This is a genomic window from Variovorax sp. LjRoot84, assembly GCF_964254305.1.
GTDB lineage: Bacteria > Pseudomonadota > Gammaproteobacteria > Burkholderiales > Burkholderiaceae_C > Variovorax.
This window is the reverse complement of sequence record NZ_CAXUTE020000001.1, coordinates 4805703-4831737: the sequence shown is the minus strand read 5'-3', so window position 1 is coordinate 4831737 and position 26035 is coordinate 4805703. Positions and strand designations below refer to the sequence as shown.

At 68.8% G+C, this 26035-nt stretch carries 28 protein-coding genes; 23 read left to right on the top strand and 5 right to left on the bottom strand.

The genetic code is table 11. The annotated features are described in order from the left end of the window. Positions 1-4: 4 nt before the first annotated feature. The 15 genes from ACSQ9I_RS24015 to ACSQ9I_RS23945 all read left to right on the top strand — a co-directional run bounded on the left by ACSQ9I_RS24015 (position 5) and on the right by ACSQ9I_RS23945 (position 13686). Positions 5-820, top strand: a complete 816-nt coding sequence (locus ACSQ9I_RS24015) for an SDR family oxidoreductase (protein ID WP_436314710.1) — start codon at positions 5-7, stop codon at positions 818-820. Then, on the top strand, positions 817-1251 hold the full coding sequence (locus tag ACSQ9I_RS24010; protein ID WP_436296493.1) for a PaaI family thioesterase: 435 nt from the start codon (positions 817-819) through the stop codon (positions 1249-1251). The genes ACSQ9I_RS24015 and ACSQ9I_RS24010 overlap by 4 nt, the downstream gene beginning before the upstream one ends. Positions 1252-1348: 97 nt before the next feature. Then, positions 1349-2533: a lipid-transfer protein gene (locus ACSQ9I_RS24005; protein ID WP_436296626.1), complete on the top strand. Its 1185-nt coding sequence runs from the start codon at positions 1349-1351 to the stop codon at positions 2531-2533. Beyond that, positions 2533-2976: a MaoC family dehydratase N-terminal domain-containing protein gene (locus ACSQ9I_RS24000; protein ID WP_436314709.1), complete on the top strand. Its 444-nt coding sequence runs from the start codon at positions 2533-2535 to the stop codon at positions 2974-2976. The genes ACSQ9I_RS24005 and ACSQ9I_RS24000 overlap by 1 nt, the downstream gene beginning before the upstream one ends. A gap of 208 nt (positions 2977-3184) precedes the next feature. Continuing rightward, complete coding sequence (locus ACSQ9I_RS23995; protein WP_436314708.1) at positions 3185-3613, top strand: MaoC family dehydratase; 429 nt, start codon at positions 3185-3187, stop codon at positions 3611-3613. 22 nt (positions 3614-3635) lie between these two features. Continuing rightward, on the top strand, positions 3636-4463 hold the full coding sequence (locus ACSQ9I_RS23990; protein ID WP_093111950.1) for an SDR family NAD(P)-dependent oxidoreductase: 828 nt from the start codon (positions 3636-3638) through the stop codon (positions 4461-4463). Continuing rightward, positions 4463-5617, top strand: coding sequence for an acyl-CoA dehydrogenase family protein (locus tag ACSQ9I_RS23985; RefSeq protein WP_436315818.1), 1155 nt, complete (start codon positions 4463-4465; stop codon positions 5615-5617). The genes ACSQ9I_RS23990 and ACSQ9I_RS23985 overlap by 1 nt, the downstream gene beginning before the upstream one ends. Further along, entirely contained in the window at positions 5614-7287 is a 1674-nt protein-coding gene (locus tag ACSQ9I_RS23980; RefSeq protein WP_436314707.1) for a long-chain-fatty-acid--CoA ligase, read from the top strand. Before ACSQ9I_RS23985 ends, ACSQ9I_RS23980 begins: the two co-directional genes overlap by 4 nt. Then, positions 7284-8084 (top strand): enoyl-CoA hydratase/isomerase family protein, encoded by an 801-nt coding sequence (locus ACSQ9I_RS23975; protein ID WP_436314706.1) that lies wholly within the window; start codon positions 7284-7286, stop codon positions 8082-8084. Before ACSQ9I_RS23980 ends, ACSQ9I_RS23975 begins: the two co-directional genes overlap by 4 nt. Positions 8085-8098: 14 nt before the next feature. Then, positions 8099-9004, top strand: a complete 906-nt coding sequence (locus tag ACSQ9I_RS23970; RefSeq protein WP_436315817.1) for an SDR family NAD(P)-dependent oxidoreductase — start codon at positions 8099-8101, stop codon at positions 9002-9004. Between the two features lie 8 nt (positions 9005-9012). Next, positions 9013-9417, top strand: a complete 405-nt coding sequence (locus tag ACSQ9I_RS23965) for a Zn-ribbon domain-containing OB-fold protein (protein ID WP_436314704.1) — start codon at positions 9013-9015, stop codon at positions 9415-9417. Then, complete coding sequence (locus tag ACSQ9I_RS23960; RefSeq protein ID WP_436314703.1) at positions 9414-10592, top strand: thiolase; 1179 nt, start codon at positions 9414-9416, stop codon at positions 10590-10592. Before ACSQ9I_RS23965 ends, ACSQ9I_RS23960 begins: the two co-directional genes overlap by 4 nt. A gap of 10 nt (positions 10593-10602) precedes the next feature. Then, positions 10603-11757 carry an acyl-CoA dehydrogenase family protein gene (locus ACSQ9I_RS23955; protein WP_436305255.1) on the top strand — a complete coding sequence of 385 codons (1155 nt, stop codon included), beginning with the start codon at positions 10603-10605 and terminating at the stop codon, positions 11755-11757. A 33-nt stretch (positions 11758-11790) separates the two neighbouring features. Next, positions 11791-12765, top strand: coding sequence for a Bug family tripartite tricarboxylate transporter substrate binding protein (locus ACSQ9I_RS23950; RefSeq protein ID WP_436314702.1), 975 nt, complete (start codon positions 11791-11793; stop codon positions 12763-12765). A 165-nt stretch (positions 12766-12930) separates the two neighbouring features. Further along, a complete protein-coding gene (locus ACSQ9I_RS23945) occupies positions 12931-13686 on the top strand; it encodes an SDR family oxidoreductase (RefSeq protein WP_436315816.1) in 756 nt (251 codons plus the stop codon). A 15-nt stretch (positions 13687-13701) separates the two neighbouring features. On the opposite strand, the gene ACSQ9I_RS23940 is transcribed toward ACSQ9I_RS23945, so the two are convergent. Continuing rightward, entirely contained in the window at positions 13702-14118 is a 417-nt protein-coding gene (locus ACSQ9I_RS23940; protein WP_436314701.1) for a nuclear transport factor 2 family protein, read from the bottom strand. Between the two features lie 2 nt (positions 14119-14120). After that, on the bottom strand, positions 14121-15731 hold the full coding sequence (locus ACSQ9I_RS23935) for a bifunctional 3-(3-hydroxy-phenyl)propionate/3-hydroxycinnamic acid hydroxylase (RefSeq protein WP_436314700.1): 1611 nt from the start codon (positions 15729-15731) through the stop codon (positions 14121-14123). A gap of 140 nt (positions 15732-15871) precedes the next feature. Here ACSQ9I_RS23935 and ACSQ9I_RS23930 point away from each other — a divergent pair, with 140 nt between their 5' ends. From ACSQ9I_RS23930 to ACSQ9I_RS23895, 8 genes are all read left to right on the top strand, one after another. Further along, a complete protein-coding gene (locus tag ACSQ9I_RS23930) occupies positions 15872-16981 on the top strand; it encodes an alcohol dehydrogenase catalytic domain-containing protein (RefSeq protein ID WP_436314699.1) in 1110 nt (369 codons plus the stop codon). A gap of 13 nt (positions 16982-16994) precedes the next feature. After that, positions 16995-17537: a cupin domain-containing protein gene (locus tag ACSQ9I_RS23925; protein WP_093111928.1), complete on the top strand. Its 543-nt coding sequence runs from the start codon at positions 16995-16997 to the stop codon at positions 17535-17537. Positions 17538-17540: 3 nt separating this feature from the next. After that, positions 17541-18254 (top strand): GntR family transcriptional regulator, encoded by a 714-nt coding sequence (locus ACSQ9I_RS23920; protein WP_436314698.1) that lies wholly within the window; start codon positions 17541-17543, stop codon positions 18252-18254. 1 nt (position 18255) lies between these two features. Beyond that, entirely contained in the window at positions 18256-18807 is a 552-nt protein-coding gene (locus ACSQ9I_RS23915; RefSeq protein WP_436314697.1) for a VOC family protein, read from the top strand. Between the two features lie 48 nt (positions 18808-18855). Next, complete coding sequence (locus ACSQ9I_RS23910) at positions 18856-19719, top strand: fumarylacetoacetate hydrolase family protein (protein WP_093111922.1); 864 nt, start codon at positions 18856-18858, stop codon at positions 19717-19719. 68 nt (positions 19720-19787) lie between these two features. Then, on the top strand, positions 19788-20756 hold the full coding sequence (locus tag ACSQ9I_RS23905; protein ID WP_436314696.1) for a tripartite tricarboxylate transporter substrate binding protein: 969 nt from the start codon (positions 19788-19790) through the stop codon (positions 20754-20756). Positions 20757-20763: 7 nt separating this feature from the next. Continuing rightward, positions 20764-21342 (top strand): amino acid synthesis family protein, encoded by a 579-nt coding sequence (locus ACSQ9I_RS23900; protein ID WP_436314695.1) that lies wholly within the window; start codon positions 20764-20766, stop codon positions 21340-21342. A 13-nt stretch (positions 21343-21355) separates the two neighbouring features. Further along, the gene (locus ACSQ9I_RS23895) at positions 21356-22351 is read left to right on the top strand and encodes a zinc-dependent alcohol dehydrogenase family protein (protein ID WP_436314694.1); all 996 of its coding nucleotides are present in this window, start codon (positions 21356-21358) and stop codon (positions 22349-22351) included. Between the two features lie 8 nt (positions 22352-22359). Here ACSQ9I_RS23895 and ACSQ9I_RS23890 read toward each other — a convergent pair whose 3' ends face one another. From ACSQ9I_RS23890 to ACSQ9I_RS23880, 3 genes are all read right to left on the bottom strand, one after another. Continuing rightward, the gene (locus tag ACSQ9I_RS23890) at positions 22360-23361 is read right to left on the bottom strand and encodes a cysteine synthase A (RefSeq protein ID WP_436314693.1); all 1002 of its coding nucleotides are present in this window, start codon (positions 23359-23361) and stop codon (positions 22360-22362) included. A gap of 79 nt (positions 23362-23440) precedes the next feature. Next, positions 23441-24919 (bottom strand): NAD-dependent succinate-semialdehyde dehydrogenase, encoded by a 1479-nt coding sequence (locus ACSQ9I_RS23885; protein ID WP_436314692.1) that lies wholly within the window; start codon positions 24917-24919, stop codon positions 23441-23443. A gap of 19 nt (positions 24920-24938) precedes the next feature. After that, positions 24939-26027: a tartrate dehydrogenase gene (locus ACSQ9I_RS23880; protein ID WP_436314691.1), complete on the bottom strand. Its 1089-nt coding sequence runs from the start codon at positions 26025-26027 to the stop codon at positions 24939-24941. Between the last annotated feature and the right edge of the window lie 8 nt (positions 26028-26035).

Genomic DNA, 26035 nt, shown 5'->3' with positions numbered 1-26035 from the left:
CACCATGGATTTTTCCGCCTTCGACTTCAAGGGCCGCCACGTGTTCGCCGCCGGCGGCTCCAGCGGCATCAACTTTGGCATCGCGCAGGCCTTCGCGCGCGCCGGCGCCCGCATCACAGTGCTCAGCCGCTCGGCCGACAAGGTGGCGACGGCTGCGCAGCAGCTCGAAGCCCTCGGCACCGAGGCACTCGGCATCCCGGCGGACGTGCGCCAGCCCGAGGCGCTGGAACGCGCCTTCGCGCAGGCGGCGGAGCGTTTCGGCCCGATCGACGTGCTGGTCTCGGGCGCCGCGGGCAACTTCCTCGCCAGCGCGCTCGACATGTCGCCCAACGCCTTCAAGACGGTGGTCGACATCGACCTGCTGGGCAGCTTCAATGTCGCCCGGCTGGCGCACGCGCATCTGCGCCAACCCGGCGCCTGCGTGATCCAGATCTCCGCCGGGCAGGCCTTCATTCCCACGCCTTTCCAGGCCCACGTGTGCGCGGCCAAGGCGGGCGTGGACATGCTGACGCAGGTGCTGGCGCTGGAGTGGGGTGCGCAGGGCATCCGCATCAACTCCATCGTGCCCGGACCGATCGCCGACACCGAGGGCCTGAAGCGCCTCGCGCCCACCGACGAGACGATGGCCGCCATGGCGCAGCGCGTGCCGCTTAAGCGCCTGGGCCGCATCGAGGACATCAGCCGCATGGCCATGCTGCTGGCCAGCGACTGGGGCTCGTACATCACGGGCGCGGTCATTCCGGTCGATGGCGGCCTCGCGTTGACCGGCCCGCGCGACTTCACTGCGGCGGCTGCGGCATCGAAGCGGGAGACGGCATGAGTCTGCACCTGGCAAGCGCGCAGCGGGAGGAGGGCGACAGGCCGCGCAGCGGCCCGCAGCGCTACGTCCCCTTTTCCGAGCACCTGGGCCTGCGGGTCGAGCGCGCCGAGGGCGGCGAAGCCGTGGTGTCGGTGGAACTGCGCCCCGAATTGCTGAACAACCACGCGAGCGGCCACGGCGGCGTGCTGATGACCCTGCTCGACAGCGCGATGGCGCATGCCGCGCTCTCGCGCATGGCTTACGCGCGCGAGGTCGTTACCGTCGACATGCACATTGCCTTCATGCGGCCGACCAGCGGGCGGCTGCAGGCCGAAGGGCGCGCCACCGGCGGCGGCCGCTCGGTGTGCTTCTGCGAAGCCACTGTCACCGACGCCAGCGGCGAGGTGGCGGCACGCGCCATGGGCACCTTCCGTTACCGCGACCCGGCATGAGCGTTTCGGCCAATCGTTTTGGGCCGATCCGCGATTGTTGAAGCACGCGCGGCGGCCGAGACTTCCCTCCATCCATTCAGGAGCTTCCATGACACGTATGCAGCGCCCCGTCCACGTGGTCGGCGTGGGCATGATCCCCTTCACCAAGCCCGGTGCCAGCGACCCCTACACCGTGATGGGTGCGCGCGCCGCGAAGCTCGCGCTCGACGATGCCGGCGTCGACTACGCACTCGTGCAGCAGGCCTACGTCGGCTACGTCTACGGCGACTCCACCGCGGGCCAGGCGGCCATCTATGGCGTCGGCCTCACAGGCATCCCGGTCTTCAATCTCAACAACAACTGCTCCACCGGTTCGAGTGCGCTGTTCCTCGCGCGCCAGGCGGTCGAAAGCGGCGTGGTGGAATGCGCCATCGCGCTCGGCTTCGAGCAGATGCAGCCCGGCGCGCTCAAGGGCGCCTACGACGACCGGCCCTCGCCGATGGCGCGTTTCGCGGAGGTCATGACGCAGAAGCAGGGCTTCACCCCGGAAGCGCCGCGCGCCGCGCAGTTCTTCGGCGGCGCCGGCCGCGACTACATGGCGCAGTACGGCATCCGCCGCGACACCTTCGGCCGCATCTCGGTGAAGGCGCGCCAGCACGCGGCCCGCAATCCGCTGGCGGTGTTCCGCCAGACGCTGACGCTGGACGAGGTGATGGCCGCGCCCCTGGTGTTCGATCCGCTCACCCGTTTCCAGTGCTGCCCGCCGACCTGCGGCGCGGCCGCGGCGATCGTCTGCTCGGCCGAGTTCGCGAAGAAGCACGGCCTGGACATGCGCGTCGTGATCGCGGCGCAGGCCATGACCACCGACACGCCGTCCACCTTCGAGAGCCAGGACATGCGCAAGCTGGTGGGCTACGACATGACGGCCGCCGCGGCGAAGCAGGTGTACGAAGCCGCTGGCATCGGCCCCGAGGAGCTGGACGTGGTGGAGCTGCACGACTGCTTCACCGCCAACGAACTCATCACCTACGAGGCGCTGGGCCTCACGCCCGAGGGCACGGCCGAGCGCTTCATCGTCGAGGGCGACAACACCTACGGCGGTCGCGTGGTGACCAACCCGTCCGGCGGGCTGCTGTCCAAGGGCCATCCGCTCGGCGCCACCGGCCTCGCGCAATGCGCGGAGCTGGTGTGGCAACTGCGCGGCCGGGCCGAGCAGCGCCAGGTGGAAGGCGCGCGCCTCGCGCTGCAGCACAACCTGGGCCTCGGTGGCGCCTGCGTCGTCACGCTCTATCAGAGACAGTGATGATCGATCGCCGCCACATCGGCCACGCGTTGCCGCCCTTCGAGGTGGAAGTGGAGAAGGGCCGCCTGCGCTTCTTCGCCAAGGCCACGGGCCAGACCGATCCCGTCTACATCGACGAGGCCGCCGCCCGCGACGTGGGGCATCCGGGCCTGCCGGTGCCGCCCACCTTTCTCTTCTGCCTCGAGATGGAGTCACCCAACCCGGCCGCCATCCGCGAGCTGCTGGGCATGGACTACCGCAGCCTGCTGCATGGCGAGCAGGGCTTCAGCTACCACGCGATGGCCTATGCCGGCGACACGCTGAAGTTCCAGCAGCGCATCGACGACATCTACGACAAGAAGGGCGGCGCGCTGGAGTTCGTGGTGCGCAAGACGCGGGTCAGCAATCAGCGCGACGAGTTGGTGGCCGAGCTGCGCTGCGTGACGGTGGTGCGCAATGGGTGATGTGGCTTTGATCGATGCTCGTTTTCCGGGGCGGGATCAGGCCGGCGGGGCGCGCTGCTCCGCTCATGTCCCCCGGCGGCCTGCGGCCTCCTCCTCCTTTACTTCGCTCCGCAGCGCGCCCCGCCGTCCTGATCCGTCAAGCGTGGTGGGTGTTCATGGGTTGAACGACCCGGCCCGCCCCCCGCACTCAATCAAGAGGCCTTCAGCAATGACAACCACCACCCTCCCTGCCTGGGACGCACTGCAGCCGGGCGACATGCTCCCAACGTTGGAACTGCCGCCGATCACCCGCCTTGCACTCGCGCTGTACTGCGGTGCTTCCGGCGACCACAACCCGATCCACGTGGACACCGACTTCGCTAAGTCCGCCGGCATGCCCGACGTGTTCGCGCACGGCATGCTGTCGGCCGCCTGGCTGGGACGGCTGTTGACGAACTGGGTGCCGCAGTCGGCGATCCGTTCGCTCGATGTGCGCTTCGCCGCCATCACCCATGTGGGCGAGCGCATTAGCTGCACCGGCAGGATCGCCGAGAAGTTCGAACACGAGGGCCGGCACTGCGTGCGGCTGCACATTGCGACCGCCAACCACGAAGGCATACAGAAGCTGACGGGCGAGGCGCTCATCGCTTGGAATTGACACAGGACATAGGAGACAACACATGAACCGCAAACTCGAAGGCAAAGTCGCCATCGTCTCCGGCTCCGGCCGTGGCATCGGACGCGAGATCGCGCTCAAGCTGGCGAGCGAAGGGGCCAGCGTCGTCATCAACGACCTCGACGCCGAACCGGCCGCGCAGACCGTCGCCGACATCGTGGCCGCGGGCGGCAGCGCCACCGCATGCGCCGGCAGCGTGACGGACAGCGGCTTTGCCGACCGCTTCGTGCGCACCGCCGTCGACAGCTACGGCGGCCTGGACATCATCGTCAACAACGCCGGCTACACCTGGGACAACGTGGTGCAGAAAATGACCGACGAGCAGTGGGAGGCCATGCTCGCCGTGCACCTGACCGCGCCCTTCCGCATCCTGCGCGCGGCCTCCAACTTCATCCGCGATGCCGCCAAGCGCGAGGCCGACGAAGGCCGCGAAGTGTTCCGCAAGGTGGTCAACATTTCCTCCACCTCCGGCGTGTACGGCAACGCCGGCCAGGCCAACTACGCGGCGGCCAAGGCCGGCATCAACGGCCTGACCAAGGCCATGGCCAAGGAATGGGGCCGCTACAAGGTCAACGTCAACAGCGTCGCCTTCGGCCTGATCAAGACCCGCCTGACCGAAGCGGATGCCAGCGCCGGCGCCAGCATCGACATCGAGGGCCGGCAGATCAAGGTGGGCGTCAACCCGCAGATCCTGAAGAACGCGGAAGCCATGATCCCGCTGGGCCGCGGCGGCACGCCGCAGGAAGCGGCCGGCGCGGTCTACCTGTTCTGTATCCCGGAGTCCAACTACCTCAGCGGGCAGGTGCTGGTTTGCGGAGGCGGCCGGCCGTGATGAACCCCACCCGGCCGTGGATGACAGAGGAGCTGGAGATGCTGCGCGACAGCGCGCGCCGCTTCTTCGAGCGTGAATGCGTTCCCAACGAAACACGCTGGCGCGTGCAGCATCACGCCGACCGCGACATTTGGACCAAGGCCGGTGCCGCAGGGCTGCTGTGCGCCAGCATCCCCGAGGAATACGGCGGCGGCGGCGGCAGCTTCCTGCACGAGGCGGTGATCTGCGAGGAGCAGATGCGCGCCATGGCGCAGAGCTTCAGCAACAACGTGCACAGCGGCATCGTTGCCCACTACCTGCTGGCCTACGGCACCGAGGAACAGAAGCGCCGCTGGCTGCCGCGCATGGCCAGCGGCGAACTGGTGGCCGCCATCGCGATGACCGAGCCCGGCGCCGGCACCGACCTGCAGCGCATCAAGACACAGGCGCGGCGCGATGGCGACCATTGGCGCATCAGCGGCAGCAAGACCTTCATCACCAACGGCATGCATGCCGGCCTCGTCTGCGTCGCAGCGAAGACGGATGCCGCGGGCGGCGCCAAGGGCATCTCGCTGCTGATGGTGGAGACCGAAGGCACGGCGGGCTTTCGCCGCGGGCCGCTCTTGGACAAGATGGGCCAGAAGACGCTGGACACCACCGAGCTCTTCTTCGACGACGTGCGCGTGCCCGCCGAGAATCTGCTTGGCGCCGAGGAGGGCCGCGGCTTCCCGCAGCTGATGGCGCAGCTGCCGCGCGAGCGCATGCTGATCGCCGTCGGTGCGGTGGCGAGCATGCAGCGCGCGATCGGCGAGACGCTGGAATACGTGCGCGACCGCCAGGTGTTCGGCGAACCACTGCTGAAGATGCAGAACACCCGCTTCACGCTGGCCGAGTGCGAGACGCAGGCGCAGGTGGCGCGCGCCTTCGTCGACGACTGCATCGCCCGCCTGATGCGCAACGAGTTGGACGTGCCGACCGCAGCGATGGCCAAGTGGTGGACCACCGACGCCTGCTGCCGCATCGTCGACGAATGCCTGCAGCTGCACGGCGGCTACGGCTTCATGAACGAATACCCGATCGCGCGGCTCTATGCCGACGTGCGCGTCGGCCGCATCTATGGCGGCGCCAACGAGGTGATGAAGGAGATCATCGCCCGGGCCATGGAGAAGCAATGATGGCCCAGGGCGAAGGTCCGCACTTCCGCTTCTGGCCGAAGGGCGTCGCGCGCGAGCTGGTCGTGCCGCAGGCGACGCTGCCGGAGTACCTCGAGGTCGCGGCGCGGCGGTATCCGGAGAAGGCCGCGATCGTCTACTGCGGCAGCGTCATCCGCTATGCCGAGCTCCAGCAGCGCGTGGCTGCGATGGCAGCCTGGCTGCGCGACACGCTCAAGCTGCAGCGCGGCGACCGCGTGCTGGTGGCCAGCCAGAACTGCCCGCAGTTCGTGGTCGCCTGCTACGCGGTCCTGCGCGCGGGCGGCGTCGTGGTGCCCGTGAATCCCATGAGCAAGGCCCGGGAGGTCCGCTACTACGCCGAGAACAGCGGCGCGCGCATCGCGTTCGTGGCGCAGGAGCTGCTGGAGCACTTCGAGCCGGGCTTGTTCGACCGGATCGTCGTGCACGCGTACGTCGAGGCCGTGGGGGACACCCCCGACGAGATCCCGGATTGGGTGCTTGCTCCGCTGCGTCCGATCTCGCGCCCGGATTGCGAAGGCTGGGCTTGCGTGCCCGCCGCCGGCGATGGCGCCGACCCGGGTGTGCGCCCCACGGACCTCGCCATCCTTCCCTACACCTCGGGCACCACCGGCCATCCCAAGGGCTGCATGCACACCCACCGAACGGTGATCGCCTCGCTGGCCGCCTCGCACGTCTGGAAGGGCCTGCATTGCGAGACGGTGGTGCTCGCGGTCGCACCGCTGTTCCACATGCTCGGCCTGCAGAACGGCATGAACATGCCGATCTTCCTGGGCGGCACCTCGGTGATGCTCCCACGCTGGAATCCGGCCCTGGCCGCCCGGCTGATCGAGCGCCACCGCGTCAGCGCGTGGACGGCCCCGCCGGCGATGATCCTGGACTTCTTCTCGAATCCCGAGGTGGCGCAGCGCGACATCTCCAGCCTGACCCTGCTCTCCGGCGGCGCTGCGGCGATGCCGGAAGCGGTGGCGACGATGATGCAGCAGCGCCACGGCATCACCTACAACGAGGGCTACGGCCTGACGGAGACGGCCTCCTTCCTGCAGGCCAACCCGCTCGCGCGCGGCAAGCGCCAGTGCCTGGGCATCCCGGCGCAGGGGGTGGACACCCGCATCGTGGACCCCGAGACGCTGAAGGAACTTCCGCAGGGCGAGCTGGGCGAGCTGGTCACCCACGCGCCGCAGAACACCGTCGGCTACTGGCGCAACCCGCAGGCCGACCGCGAAGCCTTCTTCGAGCTGGAGGGCAAGCGCTTCTTCCGTACCGGCGACCTGGCGTACATGGACGAGGAAGGCTACTTCTTCATGCGCGACCGCCTCAAACGGATGATCAACACCTCGGGCTACAAGGTCTGGCCGGCCGAGGTGGAGAACATGATGTACGAGCACCCGGCGATTCACGAGGCCTGCATCATCGGCGTGCCCGACGCCAGGCAGGGCGAGGCGGTGAAGGCGATCGTCTCGCTCAAGCCCGCCTTCCGCGGCGAGGTGACCGAGCAGGACATCGTCGATTGGGCACGCGGCCGCATGGCGGTCTACAAGGCGCCCCGTCTCGTGGAATTCGTGGACGCCTTGCCCAAGTCGGGCACCGGCAAGATCCTCTGGCGCGAGCTGCAGGAGCAGCATCGCGCCGCGGCAAGGAAGGAATCCGAATGAGCGACAACCCCGTTCGCTACGAACGCCGCGGCACCACGGCCGTGATGACCCTCGACGACGCCGCCACCCGCAACTCGCTCACCCCCGACCTGAAGGAGGGCCTGGCGGCCGCCATCGCGCGGGTCAAGGCGGACAGCGGCATCCGCGCCGTGGTGATCACCGGCGCCAACGGCGCCTTCTGCGCGGGCGGCGACCTGCGCGGCATCGCCGCCGCCGGCGCGCTCGAAAGCGACGGCTTGCGAGCCCGCATGCACGGCGCGCACGCGATCTTCCGCGAGCTGCTGTCCCTGGACCGCCCCGTCATCGCCGCGGTGGACGGTGCGGCCTACGGTGCCGGCTTCAGCCTGGCGCTGGCGGCGGACTTCGTGCTGGTGACGCCGCGTGCCCGCTTCTGCATGGTCTTCATGCGGGTCGGGGTCATCCCGGACTGCGGCGCCACCTACACGCTGCCGCGCATCGTCGGCGCGCAGCGCGCCCGCGAGCTGTTCCTCTCGGCCAGGGAGGTGGACGCGCGGGAGGCGCTGGCGCTCGGCATCGCCATGGAGCAGCACGAGCAGGCCGCGCTGCTGCCGCGGGCGCTGGCCCTGGCGGACAGCTTTGCCGGCGCCTCGCCGCTGGCCGTGGGCCTGGTCAAGCGCATCGCGCTCGACGCGGGCGCCATGGAAGCCGCCTTCGAGGCCGAGGCCGACGGCCAGGCGCTGTGCTTCCAGACCACGCTGCATCGTAAGGCCCTGCAGCGGTTTTTCGACAAGGAGCCGCCGGCCTTCCAGTGGCCGGCGCGCACGGACAAGGAGTGAAACGCATGAACAGGATGGTGGAGAACAAGGTCGTCGTGGTCACCGGTGCCGGCGGCGGCATCGGCCGCGACATCGCGCTGGCCATGGCACGCGAAGGCGCCCGGGTGGTGGTCAACGACATCGGCGCCTCGGTGGGCGGCGAGGGCCAGGACGCGGGCCCGGCGCAGGCCGTGGTCAACGAGATCAAGGCCTTCGGCGGCCAGGCGGTGGCCAACACCGACAGCGTGTCGGAGCCGGCCGCCGCGGTACGCATCGTCGGCACGGCGGTGGAGGCCTTCGGCCGCATCGATGTCGTCGTCAACAACGCCGGCATCCTGCGCGACCGCTTCTTCCACAAGATGAGCGCGGAAGAGTGGGATGCGGTCATCAAGGTGCACCTGTACGGCAGCTTCTATGTGAGCCGGGCTGCGGCCACGCACTTCAAGGAGCAGGAGAGCGGCTGCTACGTGCACATGACCTCCACCTCCGGGCTGGTCGGCAACTTCGGCCAGGCCAACTACAGCGCGGCGAAGCTCGGCATTGCCGCGCTGTCGAAGTCCATCGCGCTCGACATGCAGAAGTTCCATGTGCGCTCCAACTGCATCTCGCCCTTTGCCTGGAGCCGGATGATCGGCTCCATCCCGACCGAGACGCCCGAGGAGCAGGCGCGCGTCGATCGCCTGAAGCAGATGACGCCCGCCAAGATCGCGCCGCTGGCCGTCTGCCTGGCCAGCGACGCCGCCAAGGATGTCAACGGCCAGATCTTCGCCGTTCGCAACAACGAGATCTTCCTCATGAGCCAGCCGCGGCCGGTGCGCTCGGTGCACCGCAGCGAGGGCTGGACCCCGCAGACGGTGGCCAGCCAGGCGTTGCCGGCGCTGAAGGCGAGCTTCTACGAGCTGGAGCGTTCGGCCGACGTGTTCAGCTGGGACCCGATCTGAGGACGCGCATGACGACACCGACCATCGAAGAAGGCGCCGGCAGCGTGCAGGCCTTCCACCAGGACGAACTGGACGCCGGCCGCTTCCTCGTGCAGCGCTGCAGCGAGTGCAGCCGCCATGTGTACTACCCGCGCGCGAGCTGCCCGCACTGCGGCAGCGCGGCGCTGGAATGGAAGATGCCCAGCGGCCTCGGCACCGTGCATGCCGTCACCACCGTGCGGCGCAAACCCGCGGATGGAGGCGACCTCAACGTCAGCCTGATCGATCTCGACGAAGGCGTGCGGCTCATGAGCCGCGTGGACAACCTTGCACCCGAAGCGGTGCGCATCGGCCAGCGCGTCAGGGCGCGGGTGCAGGTGAAGGACGGCCGCGGGCTGGTGCTGTTCGATGCCATCGAAGGAGCCGCTGCATGAGCGCCGGACTCAAAGCCCTGCGCGGCAGCGCCGCGATCGCCGGCGTCGCCACCTTCGGCTGCGGCGAGACGCCCGGCTTCACCGACATGGAACTGCTGGCGCGCTCGGCACGCGCGGCCGTGGCGGATGCGGGTCTCGCAATGAGCGATATCGACGGCCTGTGCACCGCGAGCGCGTCGGCCGCGATGTGGGCCCTGCCGGTGGTCGAATACCTCGGCCTCAACCCGCGCTACATCGACGGCACCATGCTGGGCGGCAGCAGCTTCATCGCGCACCTGCTGCCTGCGATGCAGGCGATCCGCTCCGGCCAGTGCAGCGCGGTGCTCATTTGCTATGGCAGCGCCCAGCGCAGCGCCGCCTTCGGCCGGCGCGAGATCGTGGCGGCACGCCGCTTCCTCGACCCGCAGCCCTACGAGCATCCCTACGAGCCGATGCTGCCGGTGTCGGCCTATGCGCTGGCCGCCTCGCGCCACATGCACGAGTTCGGCACCACGCGCGAGCAGCTCGCCGACGTGGCCGTGGCGGCGCGTGCGTGGGCCCGGCTCAACCCCGAGGCCTTCATGCGCGAGCCGCTCACGCGCGAGGAGGTGCTGGGCGCCCGCATGGTGTCGGACCCGCTCACCGTGCGCGACTGCTGCCTGGTCACCGACGGCGGCGGCGCCTGCGTGCTGGTGAGCGCCGAGCGCGCGCGCGACCTGTCGAAGAAGCCGGTCTACGTGCTGGGCAATGCGACCGCGGTGTGGAACCGGCAGATCTCCTCGATGGCGGATCTCACCGTCACCGCGGCCAGCCAGTCGGGCCGCGAGGCCTTCGCGATGGCGGGGCTCGCGCCCAAGAACATCGACGTCGTGCAGCTCTACGACGCCTTCACCATCAACACGCTGCTGTTCCTGGAAGACCTGGGCTTCTGCCCCAAGGGCGAGGGCGGCAGCTTCGTCGCCGACGGCGCCATCGCGCCGGGCGGCCGGCTGCCGGTCAACACCAACGGCGGCGGCCTGTCCTGCGTGCACCCCGGCATGTACGGCATCTTCGCGTTGATCGAGGCCGTGCGGCAGCTGCGCGGCGAATGCGGCGAGCGCCAGGTGAAGAACGCGCACACCGCCATCGCCCATGGCAACGGCGGCATGTTGTCCAGCCAGGCCACCGCCGTTCTCGGCACGGCCGAAGCGCTCTGAGGAACCGACCATGATTCGCGACCCGCAAACCCTGCAAGCCCTGCTCGACGCCGTCGAGCGCTTCGTGCGCGAACGGCTGGTGCCGGCTGAAGCGCAGGTGGCCGAGACCGACGAGATCCCCGACGACATCGTGCGCGAGATGAAGGCGCTCGGCCTGTTCGGCCTGACCGTGCCCGAGGAGTTCGGCGGCCTCGGCGTGACGATGGAAGAGGAGGTGATGGTGATGCTGGCCATGGGCCAGACTTCGCCCTGCTTCCGTTCGCTCTTCGGCACCACGGTGGGCATCGGCTCGCAGGGCATCCTGTTGGACGGCACCGAGGCGCAGAAGAAGAAGTACCTGCCGCTGCTCGCGACCGGCGAGCTGATCGCCTCCTTTGCGCTGACCGAGCCCGATGCCGGCTCCGACGCGGCCTCGCTGCGCACCACGGCCATCCGCGAGGGCGACCACTACATCGTCAACGGCACCAAGCGCTTCATCACCAACGCGCCGCATGCCGGCATCTTCACGCTGATGGCGCGCACCGATCCGCAAGACAAGGGCGCGGGCGGTGTCTCGGCCTTCATCGTGGAGGCGAACACACCGGGCATCAGCATCGGCCGCAAGGACCGCAAGATGGGCCAGCGCGGCGCCCACACGGCCGACGTCATCTTCGAGAACTGCAAGGTGCCTGCCGGGCAGCTGATCGGCGGCCGCGAAGGCCAGGGCTTCAAGACCGCGATGAAGGTGCTGGAGAAGGGCCGCATCCACATCGCCGCGATCTGCGTCGGCGTGGCCGAGCGCATGCTGCGCGACGCGCTGAACTACGCCATCGAGCGCAAGCAGTTCGGCCAGCCCATTGCCGAGTTCCAGCTGGTGCAGGCGATGCTGGCCGACAGCCAGGCCGAGATTTACGCCGCGCGCTGCATGGTGATCGATGCGGCGCGCCGGCGCGACGAGGGCCGCAACGTCTCGACCGAGGCCTCCTGCTGCAAGCTGTTCGCCTCCGAGATGTGCGGCCGCGTCGCGGACCGCGCGGTGCAGATCTTCGGCGGCGCCGGCTACATCGCCGACTACGGCATCGAGCGCTTCTACCGCGATGTGCGCCTGTTCCGCCTGTACGAAGGCACGACGCAGATCCAGCAGATCGTCATCGCCCGCAACCTGGTGCGCGAAGCGATGCGTTGAGTTTTTCCCCACCCCACCCGAGGAGACAAGACCATGAAGACATCGAAGATGCGAAGACTCTGCATTGCCGCCGGCCTGGCCGCGCTGCTGGCCGCGCCGGCCGTGGCGCAAACGGGCTATCCGAGCCAGCCGCTGAAGCTGATCGTGCCGTACCCCGCCGGCGGCGCCACCGACACGCTGGCGCGCACCATCGGGCAGAAGCTGCAGGAAGCCTGGGGACAGCCCACGCTGGTGGAGAACCGGCCCGGCGCCGGCGGCACCATCGGCAACGCTTTTGTCGCCAAGGCGCCGGCCGACGGCCACACCCTGCTCATCGCCATCACCGCGCTGATCCAGCAGCCGATGCTGATGGAGAAGCTCCCCTACGATCCGCTGAAGGACCTGGCGCCCGTCACCATGATCGCGCGCAGCCCGAGCATGCTGGCCGTGCCGCTGGACTCGCCCGCCAAGAACCTGAAGGACTTCATCGCGATGGTGAAGGCCAGCCCGGGCAAGTACAACTTCGGCAGCTACGGCGCCGGCACCTCCTCGCATATCCAGGGTGCGCTCCTGAACATGCAGGCCGGCATCGACCTGGTGCACGTGCCCTTCCAGGGCGCCGCACCGCTGGCGACCAACCTGGTCGGCGGCCAGCTGGCCTCGGCCTTCATCGACAGCGCCAGCGCCCGGCCGCACCTCAAATCCATGCGCCCGCTGGCGGTGACCGGCACGCAGCGCATGCCCGGGCTGCCGGACGTGCCCACCTTCGCCGAGCTGGGCTACCACTCCTTCGACCCCTACGGCTGGTTTGGCGTGTTCCTGCCGGCCGCGACGCCGGCGCCGGTGGTGCACAAGCTCTCGGACGAGATCGACCGCATCCTGCGCCTGCCGGAGGTCACGGCCAAGATCGAGGCGCTGGGCCTGCAGGTGGGCGGTGGCAAGCCGGAAGAGTTCCAGAAGCTCGTGCGCACGGATGCCGCCATCTACGCCAAGATCATCAAGGACGCCAATATCCGGCTCGCGCCCTAAGCCTGCGCGCGCGGCGCCGAGGCGCCTACGATCGGCCCGCATGAAGAACGCATACGACTGCGAGTGTCACAAACCCGCGCTGCGAGACGTCCTATAAACATGGACGGCCGCATGGGGCGACCGTCCAGTGGGTTGACAGACAAGCTGAACGGAAAAGACTTCATCATGAAAATCGCAGTCATCGGCGGCAGCGGGCTCATCGGAACAAAGCTGGTGAAAAAGCTGCGTGAGCGAGGCCACGAGGCAGTCGCCGCCTCGCCCTCGGAAGGCGTCAATACCCTGACCGGAGAGGGCCTGGCCCAGGCCCTGGCAGGCGCGCAAGTTGTCGTGGATGTGGCGAACTCGCCCTCGTTCGAGGACGCGGCGGTCCTGAACTTCTTCGAGACCTCGGGCCGCAATCTCCTTGCTGCGGAACGGGCGGCCGGCGTCGGCCACCACGTTGCGCTGTCGGTCGTGGGCACCGAACGGCTGCTTGAAAGTGGCTACTTCCGCGCCAAGATGGCGCAAGAGATCCTGATCAAGGCGTCGCCTGTCCCCTACACCATCGTGCGTGCGACGCAGTTCTTCGAGTTCGCCGGAAGCATCGCCCACACGAGCGCCGAAGGAGAGACGGTCCGGCTCTCGCCGGCGCTCGTGCAGCCCATGGCGGCGGAGGACGTTGCAGAGGCGCTGTCGGAGGTTGCGCTCGAAGCGCCGATCAACGGCATGCTCGAGATTGCCGGGCCTGCGCCGTTGGGCCTGGACAAATTCGTCGGCCAGTTCCTGAGCGCCACCGGAGACGCTCGCAAGGTGGTCACCGATCCCGCCGCGCTCTACTTCGGCACGGCGCTGGACGATCGATCGCTCACCCCGGGCAAGAGCGCGCGCCTCGGCAAGACCACCTTCGCGGACTGGCTCAGCCGGCCCAAGGAAGCGCGATAGGGCGGCCGACGGCGATCACGTTTCTTGTGTGATGCTCATCTCGAGCGGCGTGGTCTGGAATGCCAGCTGCCGCCACTGGCCGTCCTCCTGGACCCAGACCTGCATCACGCGCGAGTCGATACGCACGGTACCGCTGCCATCCTTGCGCACGGCGACCAGCAGCTGGCGGCCCGTCATCAGGGCGGTGCTGCCCAGCACCTGGACCTTGAGCTCCGACCGGTCGATCTGCCGGTAGTCGACGTGCGTGCCGCCGGCGCGGAAATAGCTTTCGTAGTCGTCGGTCTGGCCCTTGGCGTGGACGTGCGTGAGTCCAGGATGAAGGATCTCGCGCAGCCGTGCGAAGTCGGCTCGCTTCATCGCCTCGCAGCGCTGGGTTTCGAGATCCAGCAGCAGCGACGCGGTATCGGAGGGCGTGAGTGGGTTCTGGGTCATGGTCAATCCAGCATCAAGGCGTGGGTGGCGGTCGAAGCGATTGCTAGCGCGATGCGGGCGTGCTCGAGCAGCGCCTGCGCGCCGTCGAGATCGGCGGCGACGCCGTAGACGATGTGGTCTGGGCGCACGAGCGCCGCGCCGCAGTCCTGCGTTTCGAACCAACGCGCGATGACGCCATCGGCCTCTGCGAGGCCAACCAGGCCCTCGACATCGTCGGCATCGCACAGGCAGACCGCTTTCGCATGCAGGGCCCGGAGACCGGCGGCCAGGCGGTCGAACTGTTCGTGGGAAGGCGCATCGCGCAGGAACAGCAGGAAGCCGCGGGGCAGCAGATCGTCCATCATCTGCGCGGCGCCCTGCGGGCCGATCCGCCCCACCGCCTGAGGGAAAGGCGTCCCTGCGGCGCCGTGTCCGCCGTCGATCAGGCCGTGGCGCACGCCGGGCAGAAGGCTCTGGCGCAACTGCATCCTGACCTCGCCGCCTTGCTGCTCGCGCAGGCCGCGATCGCGCTGGGCGGCGCGTTCGGCGTCGCGCTCGCAGATGATCTGGCCCAGGCGCTTGACCGTCCGGGTGGTTTCCTCGACCTGCGGGCCGCGCTCCGTGCCGTAGCTGTCCAGCAGCGCGTCAGGCGCATCGCCCTGCAGCACCCAGTCGAGCTTCCACGCCAGGTTGACGGCGTCGCGCAGGCCCTGGCACATGCCCTGCGCCAGGAAGGGCGGCATCTGGTGCGCCGCGTCGCCGGCCAGCAGCACGCGTCCCTGCCGCCACTGCTCGAGGACGACCGCGTGGAAGCGGTAGGTCGCGGCCCGCCAGATGCGCGCCTCGTGCGGCGCGAGCCAGGGCGAGAGCAGGGTCCAGATCGCGTCGTGCGGCATCTCGCGCTGCCCCGCCTCGTGCGGCAGCAGCAGGAATTCCCAGCGCCGGTGCGTGCCCGGCCCCACCACGTAGGTGCAGGGGCGAGCCGGGTCGCAGTACTGGATGTTGGTGGCCGGCAGGCGATCGAGCATGTCCTCGTTGACGTGCATGTCGACCACGATCCAGGGCTCGTCGAACTCCAGGCTCTTCAGGCCGAGGCCGAGCTGCTTGCGCATGGGGCTGGTGCCGCCGTCGCAGGCGACCACGTAGCGCGCCCGCAGCTGTGCCGGCGTGCCGTCCGGCGCCCGCGCGGACAGCATCGCGTACCCGCCTTCTTCCTGCACCGACGTGACTTCATGGCCCAGGTGGACCGACACCGACGGCATCTCGCCCACGGCGCGGCGCAAGGAGGCTTCGAGCGCCGGCTGGTTGAAGGTGTACGAAGGCGCCCAGGCCAAGGGGTAGGGCGAGGGGCCCATGTCGAAATGCTGGATCGGCTTGCCATCCGCGCCCTGATAAATCGTGGGGCGATAGGGCGTCATGTGGGGCGCCAGCGCGCCCGCGATGCCGATCTCCTGGAAGGTGCGCAGCGCCTCGTGGTCCAGCGCGAAGGCGCGCGGCAGCGGATAGATCTGATCGGACTTGTCGAAGACGGCCACGCGCCGGCCACGCCGGCCGAGCAGCGCGGCCAGCGATGCGCCGACCGGGCCGAAGCCGATGACGGCGACATCGACGGGCTCGCCGAAGGATTGATTCACTCGTTGTCTCCAAATGCAGGAAGACAAAATTGTGCATAAAAATAGGTATTATGCACCGAGGGTTCTCCCGGATGGCATTCGTCATCGCGACGCAGAAAAATGCACAAAACCAGATTTGTGCATTCAACAAGGAGACGCCAATGTCGATGATGAAAGCCGCCCGACTTCACAAGGTCGGCGCACCGATGGAGATCGAGCAACTGCCCATTCCACTGCCCGCCGCCAACGACGTGCAGGTGAGGGTGCATGCCTGCGGCATCGTGCCGAACCTGGGCAACATCCTGGCGAACTGGACCACCTGGTTCCCCGAGCTGCCGCTGCCGCCGCTGCCCGCCGTGTTCGGGCTGGATCCTGCCGGCGAGGTGACGGCCGTCGGCTCCCACGTCCATACCTGGAAGCCGGGCGATCGCGTGTACGTGAACCCGAGCCTGTACTGCGGCGGCTGCCGCGCCTGCCGCAACGGCGACCTGATCAACTGCACGCACTACGCCTTCAGCGGCTACTTCGGCTTCTCGCAGAACTCGCTCAAGCTCTACAAGAACTATCCCTATGGCGGCCTGTGCGAGTACATGATCGCGCCCCAGTACGCGCTGGTGAAGCTGCCCGACAACGTGAGCTTCAACCAGGCCGCGCGCTTCGGCTACCTGGGCACCATGTACTCGGCGATGCGCAAGGCGAAGGTGGGGCCCGGCCGCAGCGTGCTGATCAACGGCATCAGCGGCACGCTGGGCATCGGCGGCGCGCTGTTCGGCCTGGCGATGGGCGCCACGCGCATCCTCGGCACCGGCCGCAACAAGGAACTGCTCGAACGCGTGAAGGCGCTGGCGCCGGACCGCATCGAGGTCTTCTCGAACGCCGACGGCGAGGCCATCGACGCGTGGGCCAAGGCGCGCACCGACGGCCTGGGCGTGGACACCTTCATCGACGCGCTGGGCCCGGGCGCGCCACACGAGACCCTGCAGCAGGGCATTCGCGCGCTCAAGCGGGGCGGTCGCGCCTTCAACATCGGTGCCATCGCGGGCATGGTGGGCATGGACCTACACACAATGATGGACGAGCAGCAGAGCATCGAGGGTTCGGCCTGGTTCACGGCCGGCGAAGGCCAGGACATGGCCGACATGGCCGAAGCCGGAACGCTGGACCTCTCGGTGTTCGAGCATGTCTGCTATCCGCTGGACCGCATCAACGAGGCGATCTCGGGCATCGCGACGCGCAACGGCGGCTTCAGCAACTTCGTCATCAACCCCTGAACGGCGGCGCACCATGAAGATCAGACGCGTAGTGGCCGGCACCGGCGCCGGCGGCAAGTCCCAGCTGTTCTCGGACGCGGCGGCGCCGCGCAGCTTCGAGTTCGATTCGGTTCCAGGCTTTGCGGCGGCACTGCTGTGGTCCACCGAGGCGGGCGACACGGTGGGCCGGGGCGTTGCCGCCGATCGCAGTCCGCAGGTCGGTTTCGTTCCTGCGGAGGGCGGGACGCGGCTGATGTTCGTCACCTTTCCGCCCGACGCGGTCATGATGCGCGCGGACTTCGATGCGGCGGCCTTTGGCGCCGAGTTCGCGGCGCGCGTGCCGGGCCTGGCCGAAACCTTCGAGCCCGAGCATCCCGGCATGCACACCACCGACAGCATCGACTACGACGTGGTGCTGGAAGGCGAGATCACGCTGGAACTCGACGACGGCGTGCAGGTGCCGCTGCGCCGGCACGACGTGGTCGTGCAGCACGGCAACCGGCATGCGTGGCGCAATCCCGGCGACCGGCCGGCGACCATGCTCTTCGTGCTGATCGGCACGCGGCGCAAGGAGTGATCTATGCATAACATCGCCGCCATGCATAAAAACGAATCCATGGACTACACCCCCACCCTCGTCGAACAGGCCTTCGGGCGCTTGCGCCAGGACGTGCTTACGGGAACCTTCGCCGCCGGCGCCAAGCTCAAGCTCGACGAGCTGCAGACCGTCTACGGCTTCTCGAGCAGCCCCTTGCGCGAAGCGCTCAGCCGCCTCGCGCAGGAGGGCCTGGTGCGCGCCGACGAGCGCCGGGGCTTCCGCGTCGCGGCGATCTCCGCCGAGGACCTGGCAGACATCACCCGCATGCGCGTGATGCTGGACGTGCCGGCGCTGCGCGAAGCGATCGCGCATGGCGACGATGCGTGGGAAGCCAGCATCCTGGCCGCCTTCCATCGCCTGGAGAAGGTGGAGTCGCGCCTCGGCGACGGCCCGGTGGTGCTCGACGACGCATGGAGCGAGTTGCACCGCGGCTTCCATCTCGCGCTGGTCGCCGCCTGCCCCTCGGAACGCCAGCTCAGCTGGAGCGCCAGCCTGTTCGACCAGGCCGAGCGCTACCGGCGCTTCTCCGCGCGCTTTCGCAAGACGGCGCGCCGCAAGTCGAACGAGCACCGCAAGATCATGGATGCGACCTTGCGGCGCGACGCCGACACCGCCTGCGCGATGCTGGAGGAACACATCCTCAGCACGCAACGCAACGTGCAGGCCGCCCTGAAGGCGGCGGAAGCCGAGGCCTAGGATGCTCAAGGTCAGCCGGCCCACGCCCTCGCATTTCGGCATCTTCGTTACCGACCTGGAACGGATGGTGGCCTTCTATACCGAGACCTTCGAGCTCACGATCACGGATCGCGGCGTAGGCAGGACGTTCAAGAACGAGCTGGTCTTCACCAGTGCCAGCCCCGACCAGCACCACCAGCTGGTGCTCGCCTCCGGCCGCCCCGCGCAAGCGACCTTCAGCACCGTGATGCAGATCTCCTTCGTGGTGCCGAGCATCCAGCATCTGCGCGACATCTCTGCGCGTGCCGAAGCGCGGGGCGCGACCCAGATCCGCGGCCTCAACCACGGCAATGCGCTGTCGGTGTACATGCTCGATCCCGAAGGCAACACGGTCGAGATCTACATCGACACGCCGTTCTACGTCTCGCAGCCGCATGGCGATCCGCTGGACCTCGCCAAGGACGACGAGACGCTGATGAGCGAGACCGAAGCGATCTGCCGGCGCGACCCCAGCTTCATGCCGCTGGCGCAATGGCAGGCGCAGTTCCAGGCGAAGGCGCCGGCCGCGGCCTGAGCGCGCCGTTCCACCTCTCTTTTTTCCTCTCTTCTTCTTGGAGTTCCTATGAAGCTTTTGTCCTTTGTTCTGCAAGGCCGCGAAACCTGGGGCGCCGTCGTCGGCGACAGCGTCGTCGACCTGGGCCGGGCGATGCCGCAGCATGCGAGCCTCGCCGACTACATCGCCTCGGGCGAATACACGCAGGCCTCGCAGCATGTCGAGGGCCTGGCCCCGGCCGCGAAGCTGGCCGACATCCGCTTCCTGCCGGTGATCCCGCGCTCCGAGAAGATCATCTGCGCCGTGCGCAACTACATGGACCATCACCAGGAGGTGCTGGCCGCGGGCATGCAGCGCGAACTCTCCGCAGAGCCGCCCATCTTCCTGCGCGTGTGGCGATCGCAGTGCGCGCACAACGAGCCCATCGTGCGGCCGCGGGTGTCGGAGTCGCTCGATTGGGAAGGCGAACTCGCGGTCATCATCGGCAAGGGCGGGCGCGACATCGCCGAAGCGGACGCCTTCGACCATGTGGCCGGCTATGCCTGCTACAACGACGGCAGCGTTCGCGAATGGCAGTTCCACGCCAAGCAGATCGCCTCGGGCAAGAACTTCGAATCCACCGGCGGCTTCGGCCCCTGGATGGTGACCGCGGACGAAATCGAGCCCGGCCGCCAGCTCAAGCTCGAGACGCGGCTCAACGGCGAGGTGGTGCAGTCCAGCCACACGGGGCACATGATCTTCAGCATCCCGAGGCTGATCAACTACGCCTCGACGATCTTCACCCTCACGCCCGGTGACGTGATCGCGACCGGCACCCCGGCCGGCGTCGGCTGGAGCAAGAAGCCGCCGCGCTTCATGAAGGCCGGCGACGTCTGCGAGGTCGAGATCGAGGGCATCGGCGTGCTGCGCAATCCGATCGTCGACCAGGACTGACGCGCGGCGTCCGACCACTGCTGCCGCCAAGCACGGCAGCGACCCCACAACAAGACGGAGACACACCCATGCGGCGCAGACAGCTGGTCGGCGCGGGCCTTGCCTTGGCCTGCGCGGCACCTTTCACGGTTCACTCGCAGGACTTCCCGGATCGGCCGATCAAGATCGTCCAGGGCTTCGCAGCCGGCGGCAATGCCGACACCATCGCCCGCGTGGTCAGCACGGAGATGAGCAAGGGCCTGGGCCAGCCCTTCGTCGTGGAGGCGCAGACAGGGGCCGGCGGCACCATCGCCTCCGCCACCGTCGCGCGCGCCAAGCCCGATGGCTACACGCTGCTGCTGGCCACCGGTGGGCATGCGGTGGCGGGGGCACTGTACGGCAAGCTGGGCTACCAGACGGTGTCCGATTTCCAGATGATCTCCACCATCACCTACTTTCCCTTCCTGCTGGTGGTGCGCGCCGATTCGCCCTACCGCAGCCTGGCCGAGCTGCTCGCTGCCGCGCGTGCCGACGCGCGCAGCCTGTCGTACGGCTCTGCCGGCATCGGCTCGACGCACCACCTGGCGGGGGAGCTGCTGGTCAAGAGCGCGAAGGTCGAGCTGCTGCACGTGCCCTATCGCGGCGACGCCGCCTCGGTGACCGCGCTGCTCGGCGGTGAAGTGCCGCTGATCGTCGCGCCGCCGACGGCCGTGATGGCCAATATCAAAGCCGGCAAGCTGAAGGCGCTGGCGACCACCGGCGCGCAGCGCTGGGCCGCGATGCCGGAGCTGCCCACAGTGGCGGAGCAGGGCGTCGCCGGCTACGACGTGCGCTCGTGGGCCGGCTTCATGGCGCCCGCCGGCACGCCGCGCCCGGTGGTCGAGCGGCTGCGCGCCGAAACCCTCAAGGCGCTGCAGGTCCCGGGCGTTCGCGCACGCCTGGAAGACATGGGCGGCGAGGCGCGCGCAAGCACGCCGGAAGAAATGACGGCGATGGTGAGTTCCGAACTCAAGAAATGGACCGCCGTTGTCAACGAAGCACAGATTCCCAAGCAGTGAGGTTCGTATGTCCCTGATCGAAATCCGCAAGCGCAGTCTCACCATCGAGACCATCCATCACGAGGGCGGCCCGCCGGTCGACGAGCCGCTGAAACTGGCCGCGGCCTGCGCGGTGATCCGCAACCCCTACGCCGGGCGCTATGAGCCCGACCTGATGCCCTTTATGGCCGAGCTCCGCACGCTGGGGACTTCGCTGGCGACGGAGCTGGTCGAGGTGCTGGGCCGCGACAAGGTGGAGGTCTACAGCAAGGCCGCCATCGTGGGCGTCAACGGCGAACTGGAGCATGGCGCCGTGTGGCACGAAGCGGGCGGCTGGGCCATGCGCTCGGTGCTGGGCGAGCCGAAGGCGATCGTGCCCTCGGCCAAGGCCGTGGCGGCCACCGGCTACCGCCTGATGGTGCCGCTGCACTACATCCACGCCGCCTACGTGCGCAGCCACTACAACAGCATGGAGGTCGGCATCCAGGACGCGCCACGGCCCAACGAAATCCTGTTCGCGCTGGTGATGGGCACGGGTGGCCGCGTGCATGCCCGGCTGGGCGGCCTGAGCAAGGAAGCCGTCACCGTGCACGACGGGCAGCGCTGACATGCAAAGCCTGATGCGCGCCGTGCAAGTCAGAAACCCCGGCGGTCCGGAGGTGCTGGAGCTGGTCGAGCTGCCGATGCCGGTGTGCAAGGCCGGCGAGGTGCGGGTGCGCGCCGAGGCGATCGGCGCCGGCGGACCCGACGTGCTGATCCGCAACGGCACCTACAAGTGGATGCCGCCGCTGCCGGCCATTCCCGGCAACGAGATGGCCGGTACCGTGGAGGCGCTGGGGCCCGGCGTGACGACGCTCCAGCTCGGCCAGCGCGTGCTGGTCAGTTCGCGCGAGCTGCCGCAGCGCGGCGGCTGCTATGCGGAGTTCATCTGCGTGCCCGAGGAAGCGCCCTTTGTCTTGCCGGACAGCATCGCGTTCCAGGACGCGGTCAGCCTCGGCAATGTGCAACTGGCGCAGGCGATGCTATTGGCCTGCAACGGCGGCCTGCCGGTGCGCTCCATCCTCGTGCCGGGCGCGGCCGGCGGCGTGGCCACCATGCTGGTCCAGCTGGCGGCGCACCACGGCATGACCGTGATCGGCACCGCCTCCACGCCCGAGAAGCGGGCGCATGCGCTGGCGCACGGCGCGAGCGCCATCGTCGGCGGCGATCCGGCAGGGCTGCCCGATCGCGTCTTCGAGCTGACCGAGGGGCGTGGCGTGGACCTGGCTTTCGACCACGTGGGCGGCGAGCTGCTGATCGCCTGCATCCGCTCGCTGGCGCCGCTGGGCACCGCGATCTCCTACAACATCGCGGGCGGGCCGCCGGCGCGCGACGTCTTCATGGAACTGCGCTCGCTGTTGAGCAAGAGCCTGGCGGTCAGGACCTTCTCCATCCACACCTTCGACGCCGACCGGCAGCAGCGGCGCGCGCTGATGGACAAGGCCATCGGGCTCATGAGCCAGGGGGCGGTGCGGGCTCCGCCGACTCGCGTGTTCCCGATGGGCGAGGTGCAACAAGTGCATCGCATGCTCGATGCCGGCGAGTCGCTGGGCAAGCTGGTGCTCGCGCCGCGATAGGCCCCGGCTCACGCAAGCCAGGCCGGAACCGGAAGATTCTTCTCGCGCAGGAAGGCCGGGTTGTACAGCTTCGACTGGTAGCGCGAACCGGAGTCGGCCAGGATCGTCACGATCGTGTGGCCCGGTCCGAGCTCGCGCGCCAGGCGGATCGCGCCGGCCACGTTGATGCCGCTGGAACCGCCCAGGCACAGGCCTTCCTCGCGCAGCAGGTCGAACAGCACGGGCAGCGCCTCCTGGTCCTCGATCTGAAAGGCGTCGTCGAACGAGGCGCCCTCCAGGTTGCCCGTGATGCGGTTCTGGCCGATGCCTTCGGTGATCGAGCTGCCGGTGCTGCGCAATTCGCCGTGCTTGATGTAGTGGTACATCGCCGCGCCCATCGGATCGGCGGCGGCGATCACCACACCCGGCTTGCGTTCCTTCAGGTACTGGCCCACGCCGGCCAGCGTGCCGCCGGTGCCGATGGAGCAGATGAAGCCGTCGATACGGCCGTCCGTCTGCTGCCAGATCTCGGGGCCGGTCGAGCGGAAGTGGCCGTCCCGGTTGGACAGGTTGTCCCACTGGTTCGCATAGAGCACGCCACGGGGCTCGCTGCGCGCGAGCTCGGCGGCGAGGCGTTCGGCCACGTGCACGTAGTTGCCCGGATCGCTGTAGGGCACCGCCGGCACCTCGCGCAGCTCGGCGCCGTACAGGCGAAGCGCATCCTTCTTTTCCTGGCTCTGTGTCTGCGGGATCACGATCACGGTGCGGTAGCCGCGCGCGTTGCCCACCAGCGCGAGGCCGATGCCGGTGTTGCCGGCCGTGCCCTCGACGATCACGCCGCCCGGCTGCAGGTCGCCGCGCGCCTCGGCATCGAGCACGATATAGAGCGCCGCGCGATCCTTCACCGATCCGCCGGGATTCATGAACTCGGCCTTGCCGAGGATCTCGCAGCCGGTCAGCTCGGAGGCCTTGCGCAACCTGATGAGCGGTGTATGGCCCACCGCCTGGGTGAAGCTTTCACGCACGTCCATGATGAACGAGGATATTCCGCGCTTCCGGCCTTTCCGGTTCGCGCGGCCTGCATCGGACTACGTGCAGAAAGGTCTTTCGCTAGAGCTGCCCCTGGCACAGGTACTTGATGTGCATGTAGTCGTCCAGCCCGTGCACCGAGCCCTCGCGGCCGTAGCCAGACTCCTTCACGCCGCCGAAGGGCGCGGCCTCTGCCGCCAGGGCGCCTTCGTTGATGCCGACGATGCCTGATTCCAGCGCCTCGGCCACGCGCCAGATGCGGCGCACGTCGGTCGAGTAGAAGTAGGCCGCGAGGCCGAAGGGCGTGTCGTTGGCGGCGGCGATCACCTCGGCCTCGCTCTCGAAGCGCGTGACCGGCACCACCGGTCCGAAGGTCTCTTCGCAGCTGCATTCCATGGATGCGTCGGCGTTCACCAGCACGGTGGGGGCGTAGTAGTTGGGGCCGGCGCAGCGCGCCGAGCGCAGCCGCTTGCCGCCGACGACGACGCGTGCGCCCTTCTCGACGGCATCGCGCACATGGCGCTCGATCTTCTCGACTGCACGCGCGTTGATCATCGGACCGATCTGCGAATCGGGCTCGGTGGCCGGGCCGACCTTCAGCGCGCCGACCCGCGCGGCGAGCTTGTCGACGAAGGTGTCATGCACCTTGGCTTGCACGAACACGCGGTTCGGGGAGACGCAGGTCTGCCCGCCGTTGCGGAACTTGGCCGCCATCAGGCCTTCGACGGCGGCGTCGAGGTCGGCATCGTCGAAGACGATGAAGGGCGCGTTGCCGCCGAGCTCGAGCGAGAGCTTCTTCAGCGTGTCGGCCGAGCGGCGCGCCAGGTGCTGGCCCACCGGCGTGGAGCCGGTGAAGCTGATCTTGCGCACGCGCGCATCGTCCAGCCACACGTCCACCACCTCGGGCGTGCGTTCGCGCGAGGCGGTGACGATGTTGAGCACACCCGGCGGCACGCCGGCCTCCTCGGCCAGCTTGACGAGCGCGAGCGAGGTGAGCGGCGTGTCCTCGGCCGGCTTGCACACCACGGTGCAGCCGGCCGCGAGCGCCGGCGCGATCTTGCGCGCGATCATGGCGGCCGGGAAGTTCCACGGCGTGATGGTGGCGACCACGCCGACTGGCTCCTTCAGCGCGAGCATGCGGCGGCCCGGCACCGGCGCGGGGATCACCTCGCCATTGGCGCGCGTGGCTTCCTCGGCAAACCACTCGACGTAGCTGGCGGCATAGGCCACCTCGCCCCGGCCCTCGGCCAGCGGCTTGCCCTGCTCGCGCGAAATGAGGCGGCCCAGGTCTTCCTGGTGCGCCATCACCAGATCGTTCCAGCGCTTGAGGATGCGGGCGCGCTCCTTAGCCGGCACGGCGCGCCAGGCGGGGAAGGCGGCATGCGCGGCATCGACGGCGGCGCGCGCGTCGGCGGCCGTGCCGTCGGGCACGCTGGCGAAGACGGCGTCGGTGGCGGGATCCGTCACGTCGAGGCGGCGTGCGTCGCTCGCCTCGCGCCATTCGGCGCCGATGAGATGGGTGCCGGGCATCAGGTCCTGGCGTTCGAGGGTCAGTGTCATGGTGTTTGTCATGGGGGGTTCAGGCTGCGGCGACGCGCTCGGCGATCGCGATGCCCATCTCGGTGGTCGATGCCGTGCCGCCGAGGTCGCGCGTGCGCGGGCCCTCGCGCAGCACCGCCTCGATGGCGGCGAGGATCGCATCGTGGGCGGCGCGGCCGGCGCCCTGCCCTTGGGTGAGGAAGTCCAGCATCAGCGCCCCCGACCAGATCATGGCGATCGGGTTGGCGATGTTCTGGCCGTAGATGTCGGGCGCCGAGCCGTGCACCGGCTCGAACAGCGACGGGAACCTGCGGTCCGGGTTGAGGTTGGCCGAAGGCGCCAGGCCGATGGTGCCGGTGGTCGCGGGGCCGAGGTCGGAGAGGATGTCGCCGAACAGGTTGCTCGCCACCACCACGTCGAAGCGCGTGGGCTGCAGCACGAAGCGCGCGGACAGGATGTCGATGTGCTGCTTGTCGACCTGCACCTCGGGATAGTCGCGGCCGATCGCGTCGGCGCGGCCGTCCCACCAGGGCATGCTGATCGCGATGCCGTTGCTCTTGGTGGCCACCGTCAGGTGCTTTCTCTTGCGCGCCTGGGCGAGTTCGTAGGCGTACTTCAGCACGCGGTCGGTGCCGTGGCGCGAGAAGACCGATTCCTGGATCACGATCTCGCGCTCGGTGCCTTCGTACATCACGCCGCCGAGCGAGGTGTATTCGCCCTCGGTGTTCTCGCGCACCACGAGGTAGTCGATGTCGCCGGGCTTGCGGCCCGCTAGCGGGCAGGGCACGCCTTCGAACAGGCGCACCGGGCGCAGGTTGATGTACTGGTCGAATTCGCGGCGGAACTTCAGAAGCGACCCCCACAGCGAGACGTGGTCGGGCACGGTGGCGGGCCAGCCGACGGCGCCGAAGTACAGCGCGTCCACGCCCTTCAGTTGTTCCTTCCAGTCGTCCGGCATCATCTGGCCGTGCGCGGCGTGGTAGTCGCAGCTGGCCCAGTCGATGGTGCGGCAGTCGAGCTCGAAGCCGAAGCGCTCCGCCGCGGCCTGCACCACGCGCAGGCCTTCGGGCATCACCTCCTTGCCGATGCCGTCGCCGGCGATCAGCGCGATGCGGAAGGTGGGTGTCATTTCGGTTT